Genomic DNA, 4,908 nt, shown 5'->3' with positions numbered 1-4,908 from the left:
GTCCTGACGCGGTGTGCGAAACCCTCCCGCCCCCGGAGCCCGACGGGCCCATCCGCCTGCGCGACCTGGGGCCGGATCCGGACCGGGACCTGTAGCCGCCCTGGCTGGAATCAGCCCCCCTGGAGGGCGGGCTGGCCAGAACTACAGTCAGGGAGGAAGCGTCCGCCTAGAAACGCGCACGCGACGGCTCGACGTGCTAGAGAGTGAGGACGGGCGCGGCCTCCCCCTGAGCTGCGCACGTTGACCTTCATGGCGGACAGACCTCGCATCGTCGGGATTGACCTGGGCACCACCAACACCCTGGTGGCGTCCGTGCGCAACCGCATCCCGAAGATCGTCCCCACGGATCGCGGCAACCTCATCCTGCCCTCCGTGGTCGCGCTGTCCGCCAAGAACGACCTGCTGGTCGGCGGCGTGGCCAAGGATCAGATGGTCACCAACCCCAAGAACACGCTCTGGGGCACCAAGCGGCTGATCGGCCGCAAGTACCATTCGAAGGCGGTGGAGGACCTCAAGGGGTACTTCCCCTACGACATCGTCGAGGATCCCAACGGGGACGCCGCCGTGACGATGGGCGGCAAGCTCTACACGCTGCCGCAGATCTCCAGCTTCGTGCTGTCGCAGCTGAAGACCATCGCGGAGCAGTTCCTGGGCGGCCCCATCGACGCGGCCGTCATCTCCGTCCCGGCCTACTACAACGACAACCAGCGCAACGCGGTGAAGGAAGCCGGGCGGCTGGCCGGCTTCGACGTCAAGCGCATCGTCAACGAGCCCACCGCCGCGGCGCTGGCCTACGGCTTCAACCGGGGCCTGGACCAGAAGGTCCTCGTCTATGACCTGGGCGGCGGCACCTTCGACGTCAGCGTGCTGCACCTGGCCGGCAACGTCTTCGAGGTGCTGGCGACGGGTGGCGACTCGTTCCTGGGCGGCGCGGACTTCGACAACCGCATCATGGAGTACGTGCTGGAGCGCTTCCGCGACGAGACCAAGGTCGACCTGACCGAGAGCCCCATCGCCCTCCAGCGCATCAAGAACGCCGCGGAAGCCGCGAAGATCGACCTGACGCTGATTCCCAACGTCGTCATCGACCTGCCGTACATCGAGGAGCGCAAGGGCAAGCCGCTGGACCTGCGCATCCCGCTGACCCGCGACTACCTCAACAACCTCACCGGCGACCTGGTGGACCGCACCTTCGACATCTGCGACCGCGTGCTCGCGGAGAAGGGCATCAGCCGCTCGGAGATCGACGAGATCATCCTGGTGGGCGGCCAGAGCCGCATGCCGCTGGTGCAGCAGAAGATCCAGGCCCACTTCGGCAAGGCCCCGCGCAAGGGCGTGCACCCGGACGAGTGCGTGGCCCTGGGCGCGGCGCTGCTGGGCGACTCGCTGGGCAGCATCGACGCGGTGACGCTGCTGGACGCGCTGTCCATGCCCATCGGCTACGCGATGCCCAACGGCCGCGTGAAGCGCATCATCGAGAAGAACTCGCTCATCCCGATGGTGAAGAGCTTCCGCCTGCCGCCGCCGCAGCAGCCGGGTTCTCCCTTCATCGAGCTGGACATCTACCAGGGCGACAGCGACCTGATGGTGGACAATGAGTACCTGGGCACCGTCCGGGTGCCGGCCGCCGCCGCGGGCCGGAAAATCGACTTCCGCCTCACCGAGGAGTGTCTCCTCCAGGTGCAGGTGGAGGACGCGAGCGGCATGTCGCGCAAGGTGGACCTGGCCACCCGTGACACGCCCGAGCAGTTGAAGAAGGCCCTGCAGGAAGTCGCCTCGCGCAACGCGCAGGCCGCCCCGTCGAGCAGCAGCGGGGCGAGCAACGACGACCGTGGGCTCTTCTCCAGCATCAAGAGCATCTTCCGTAGGGGGTAGGGAGGCGCGATGCCGAAGTTTCCGTCGAAGGAATGGCTGGACGAGGCCGTCCGGCTCACCAATGCAGACCCGGAGTGCGCCATCGCCGGCAAGGGCTGGAAGGGCGACTTCGGGGCCATCATCGAGGCGGAGAAGGGCAAGCTGGACAAGACCTTCGTCGTCCACGTGGAGCCCGGCGACTGCGACATCAAGCGGGCCCGGGTGCTGTCGGATCCGGACGACCTGGAAGAGCTGGAGCCGGTGTACCTGGCCCGCGCGCCCTATTCCGTCTGGAAGCAGCTCCTGCTGGGCACGCTGGACCCCGTGGAGGCCGTGCTCAAGCGCCGCATCTCCATGCGGGGGGACCTGCAGCCGCTCATCGAACGCATGCGCTACAAGGGCATCGCGGACCGCGTCTTCGCCGCGCTGAAGACCGAGTTCCCCGACGGCCCCTGAGGGGCCAGAGGACCGCCACCATGGGCATCCGGGACGACTTGAAGAAGCAGGCGCTGGGGCTGTCCAGCATGGCCATGGAGAAGCTCATGGCCGACGAGAAGCGCGCCCTGGCCGTGGCCCAGGCCATTGGCCGGGTCCAGCGCGGCAAGCAGGCCCTGGACCGGGGGCAGGAAGAGGTCATGAAGGCCCTGCACTTCGCGCCGAAGGGGGACTTCAAGGCCGTGGGCAAGCAGCTCGCGGGCCTCAAGCGCCGCCTGCGCGAGCTGGACGAGAAGCTGGAGTCGCTGTCGGAAGAATCCTCCCAGAAAATGCGTTGACACCTGCGCGGGCGGATGGCATTTACCGCCGCGTTCGTTGCGCAGCGGTCGCGCGGCGGGCAGCAGACAGCAGGGCGCGTAGCTCAGCGGTAGAGCACTGCCTTCACACGGCAGGGGTCGCAGGTTCGAAACCTGCCGCGCCCACTTCAAACAAGAGGCCGTGAGTCCCCTGGGGCTCACGGCCTTTTGCTTTTCCACCTCCGGACAGGTCGCTGTTCTCCGGGCGGAGACGCCCGTTCGGTGCCGCACGCGGCCGGGCCGCAGTGTCGGGTTCCGGCGCAATCGACGGGGGCGGGGCGTGGTCGGCGATCCACGGACTGTGCGACCGTCACGGCGTGCCCAGGACATTGCGATTCACGTGGGATCAGCAGGGACGGGCGGTCGTGAGTGGCCTGCCGCCCGACGACGTGCTGGCGGACTACCTCGCCCAGGAGCTGCGACCGGACTTGAACCGGGCGCAGGGGATGCTGCGCGTGCTGGCGGCGCTGCGGCAGGGACGGAGGGACCGGTGGGACGTCACCGGTGAAACCTGGAGCCTGGAGCTCAACCGGGCCCGGGCCTCCATCCACAGCGAGGTGGCCATCCCCGGACGCTCCCAGGACCTGCCCCTGGAGGAGTTCGAGGACGCCATCCGCTCGTGGGCGGAGTTCATGGAGCTGTCGCGGGCCCTCTGAAAAAAAGAGGCCCGAGCCCCCATGCGCTTCGAGGGCCCGGGCCCGGAGCCCCACACCCCATGGGACCCACAGCCGGAAAAGATGAGGGGTGCCGCGGGAGCGTCAGCTCTTCGCGGGGGACGGCGCGCTGCGTGGCGCCTCCGGTGACGCGTCGCCGTTGGGCGTGTGCGGCGGCGTGTTCCGCGCCTTCACCAGCGAGGCCACGATGCTGGAGCCCAGCACCAGCGCGATGACGCCCAGGGAGATGGCCGGGGACAGGTGCACCACGTCCACCAGCGCCATCTTCGCGCCCACGAAGACCAGCACGCCGGACAGGCCGACCTTCAGGTAGGTGAACTTCTCCATCGCGCCGGCCATCAGGAAGAAGAGCGAGCGCAGGCCCAGGATGGCGAAGATGTTCGACGTGAAGACGATGAACGGGTCGCGCGTCACCGCGAAGATGGCGGGGATGGAGTCCAGCGCGAAGAGCACGTCGGACGCCTCCACCAGCATCAGCGCCATGAGCAGCGGCGTCGCCAGCCGCCGACCGTTCTCCACCGTGATGAAGTGCTGCCCGGCGAAGTGCGGCGTGGAGGGAATCACGCGGCGGGCGGTGCGCATCAGCCAGCCGTCCTCCGGATGTTCATCATGGTTGCGCTGGATGAAGAGCTTCACGCCCGTGAGGATGAGGAAGGCGCCGAAGACGTAGATGAGCCAGTGGAAGCGCTCCAGCATCGCCACGCCCGCGAAGATCATCGCCGCGCGCAGCACCAGCGCGCTCAGGATGCCCCAGAAGAGCACCCGGTGCTGGTGGATGGCCGGGACCTTCATCGTGGAGAAGATGACGACGAAGACGAAGATGTTGTCGACGGAGAGCGACTTCTCGATGAGGTAGCCGGTGAGGAACTCCATGCCCGGCCCGGAGCCGAAGCGCCACCACAGGAAGGCGTTGAACGCGAGCGACAGGCTCACCCACACCGCGCTCCACGCACCGGCCTCCTTGAAGCTCACCGTGTGGGCCTTGCGGTGGAAGACACCGAGGTCCAGCGCGAGCATCGCGAAGACAAATGCGATGAAGCCGCCCCACATGACGGGGCTGCCAATGCTGTGGAGTGATTCCAAGGCGTTCACCTGGGGAAGGCACGGGGAGCCAACCCCTCTCAAATAGGAGCCCCGGCACTCTTCGGCAAATAGAGAATCCGGACGCGAAGCTTCGGGAAAACGGAAGTATCGCTCGGGGCTGGCGGGCGCCGTGCTGGGGGAGCCGGACGGACAGGGGCTCTGGAGGCCCTTGTCGTGATGGGAAGTGTTCACGACCGCCGCGGTTTGCAAAGGCCCCGGCTGAGAACGCTTTCACCGGGCCACCGAGACCAGCCGAGCGCCCGAACCTCCCGTGGCACGTGAGCCCGGGGGCGGTGGCGTGGGTGACGAGGGCCGCCGGCGAAGGCGTCGCGGCCGCTGCCCGTCGTGTGGCCCCCGTGCACGGATACCCCCTGCCCGATGCGGAACCGATTTGTCTTCACGTCCAGCGCGCTGCTGCTGGCGCTCCATGCCTTTGGCTGTGGCGCGAGCCCCGAGAGCGAACCGACGAACCCGACCGGCGAGGTGAGCACCCCAGCGCCCAGCCC

5 protein-coding genes and 1 tRNA gene are annotated in these 4,908 nt (G+C 67.9%); 5 read left to right on the top strand and 1 reads right to left on the bottom strand.

Annotation, left to right across the window (positions count from 1 at the left end):
• The first annotated feature begins 249 nt into the window (after positions 1–249).
• The 5 genes from D7W79_RS38795 to D7W79_RS38775 all read left to right on the top strand — a co-directional run bounded on the left by D7W79_RS38795 (position 250) and on the right by D7W79_RS38775 (position 3,301).
• On the top strand, positions 250–1,875 hold the full coding sequence (locus D7W79_RS38795; RefSeq protein ID WP_120530273.1) for an Hsp70 family protein: 1,626 nt from the start codon (positions 250–252) through the stop codon (positions 1,873–1,875).
• A gap of 9 nt (positions 1,876–1,884) precedes the next feature.
• Positions 1,885–2,310, top strand: coding sequence for an SCP2 sterol-binding domain-containing protein (locus D7W79_RS38790; RefSeq protein WP_120530270.1), 426 nt, complete (start codon positions 1,885–1,887; stop codon positions 2,308–2,310).
• Positions 2,311–2,330: 20 nt separating this feature from the next.
• Positions 2,331–2,627, top strand: coding sequence for a hypothetical protein (locus tag D7W79_RS38785; protein ID WP_120530269.1), 297 nt, complete (start codon positions 2,331–2,333; stop codon positions 2,625–2,627).
• A 72-nt stretch (positions 2,628–2,699) separates the two neighbouring features.
• A tRNA-Val gene (locus D7W79_RS38780) sits at positions 2,700–2,771 on the top strand.
• 239 nt (positions 2,772–3,010) lie between these two features.
• Positions 3,011–3,301, top strand: a complete 291-nt coding sequence (locus tag D7W79_RS38775; protein ID WP_171438308.1) for a YacL family protein — start codon at positions 3,011–3,013, stop codon at positions 3,299–3,301.
• Between the two features lie 102 nt (positions 3,302–3,403).
• Here D7W79_RS38775 and D7W79_RS38770 read toward each other — a convergent pair whose 3' ends face one another.
• Positions 3,404–4,402 (bottom strand): TerC family protein, encoded by a 999-nt coding sequence (locus tag D7W79_RS38770; protein WP_120530271.1) that lies wholly within the window; start codon positions 4,400–4,402, stop codon positions 3,404–3,406.
• Positions 4,403–4,908: the final 506 nt, after the last annotated feature.

It is taken from the genome of Corallococcus exercitus, assembly GCF_003611585.1.
Lineage (GTDB): Bacteria > Myxococcota > Myxococcia > Myxococcales > Myxococcaceae > Corallococcus > Corallococcus exercitus.
The sequence above is the reverse complement of the archived record's forward strand: the minus strand, read 5'-3'. Positions and strand labels throughout refer to the sequence as shown.

Excerpts from the sequence above, each read along its gene's own strand:
- D7W79_RS38790 (WP_120530270.1), top strand. The coding sequence starts at position 1,885 with ATGCCGAAGTTTCCGTCGAAGGAATGGCTGGACGAGGCCGTCCGGCTC.
- D7W79_RS38795 (WP_120530273.1), top strand. The coding sequence starts at position 250 with ATGGCGGACAGACCTCGCATCGTCGGGATTGACCTGGGCACCACCAAC.
- D7W79_RS38785 (WP_120530269.1), top strand. The coding sequence starts at position 2,331 with ATGGGCATCCGGGACGACTTGAAGAAGCAGGCGCTGGGGCTGTCCAGC.